Raw genomic sequence first — 1,284 nt, 5'->3', positions numbered from 1 at the left:
GCCGGGCGGGGGCGACCCTGGCCTGTGCCGCCGACGCCGAGCGCCTGCTGGAGAGCGGTCACGTGGTGGCCGTGTGGCCGGAGGGCTTCAAGGGGCTCGGCAAGCCGTTCGCCGACCGCTACCGCCTGCAGCGCTTCGGCCGCGGCGGGTTCGTGGCCACCGCCCTGGCCGCTGGCGCGCCGATCATCCCGTGCTCGGTGGTCGGCTCCGAGGAGATCTACCCCAAGATCGGTGAGGTCCCGGCGCTCGCGCGGCTGCTCGGCCTGCCGTACATGCCCGTCACGCCCGCGTTCCCGCTCCTCGGCGCGCTCGGCGGCATCCCGCTGCCCACCAAGTGGACGATCGAGTTCGGCGAGCCGATCGAGACCTCGCACCTGGGGCCCGACGCCGCAGAGGACCCGATGGTGGTCTTCGAGATCACCGACCAGGTCCGGGAGACCATCCAGAACACGCTGTTCCGCAACCTCGCCCGCCGCGGCAGCGTCTTCTTCGGCTGAGCCGGCGGCGGGGGAGCGACCCGGCGCGGACCCGCGTCAGAAGATGCGGCGCGCCCGGTCCATCGCGCGGCTGGCGTAGTCCGAGCGCGCGGCCGCCCGGGCGCCCGCGAGCCCGCCGACGGCGAGGACGCCTGGCATCGCCTTCTTCGCGGCCTTGCGGACGGTGCGGAAGTCCTTGATGTTCCAGCCGTTCTCCGAGGCGTACTTGCGCAGCTTCGAATCCGGGTTGATGGCGACCGGGTTGCCCACCATCGTGAGCATCGGCATGTCGTTGAAACTGTCCGAGTACGCGTAGCACTTGGCCAGGTCGAAGCCCTCGGCCTCGGCGAGCTTGGCGATCGCGTGCGCCTTGCCGGGCCCGTGCAGGATGTCGCCCACGAGCCGGCCCGTGTAGACGCCGTACTCCTCCTCCGCGACCGTGCCCAGCGCCCCCGACAATCCCAGCCGGGTGGCGATGACGCGCGCCAGCATCACCGGCGTCGCGGTGACCAGCCAGACCTGCTGCCCGGCGTCCAGGTGCATCTGCACCAGCGAGCGGGTGCCCGGCCAGACGCGGTCGAGCATCGAGGTGTCCACGACCTCCTCGCTCAATTCGGTCAGTTCGGCGACGGTGCGACCCTTGACGAAGCTCAGGGCCTTGTCGCGTCCGGTGGCGACGTCCTCGGCGTTCTCCTCCCCGGAGATCCGGAACTTGGCCTGCGACCACGCCAACCCGGCGACGTCGCGCGCGGTGAAGAAGCGATGCTTGGCCAGCCCGCGGGCCAGCAGGATGATCGACGCGCCCTGG

Annotated in this window: 2 protein-coding genes; one reads left to right on the top strand and one right to left on the bottom strand. The window is 71.7% G+C overall.

Features of this window, described 5'->3' with window-relative positions:
* A partial coding sequence (locus tag G6024_RS02825) for a lysophospholipid acyltransferase family protein (protein ID WP_478213473.1) occupies window positions 1-497 on the top strand: 497 nt, incomplete at its 5' end.
* Window positions 498-533: 36 nt separating this feature from the next.
* On the opposite strand, the gene G6024_RS02820 is transcribed toward G6024_RS02825, so the two are convergent.
* The coding region (locus tag G6024_RS02820) for an HAD family hydrolase (RefSeq protein ID WP_159147922.1) at window positions 534-1,284 on the bottom strand (751 nt) is incomplete at its 5' end.

The sequence above is a fragment of the Dietzia maris genome (assembly GCF_014144855.1).
Classification (GTDB): Bacteria; Actinomycetota; Actinomycetes; order Mycobacteriales; family Mycobacteriaceae; genus Dietzia; species Dietzia kunjamensis.
Note: the sequence above shows the minus strand (reverse complement) of the source record. Positions and strands in the feature narration are given on the sequence as shown.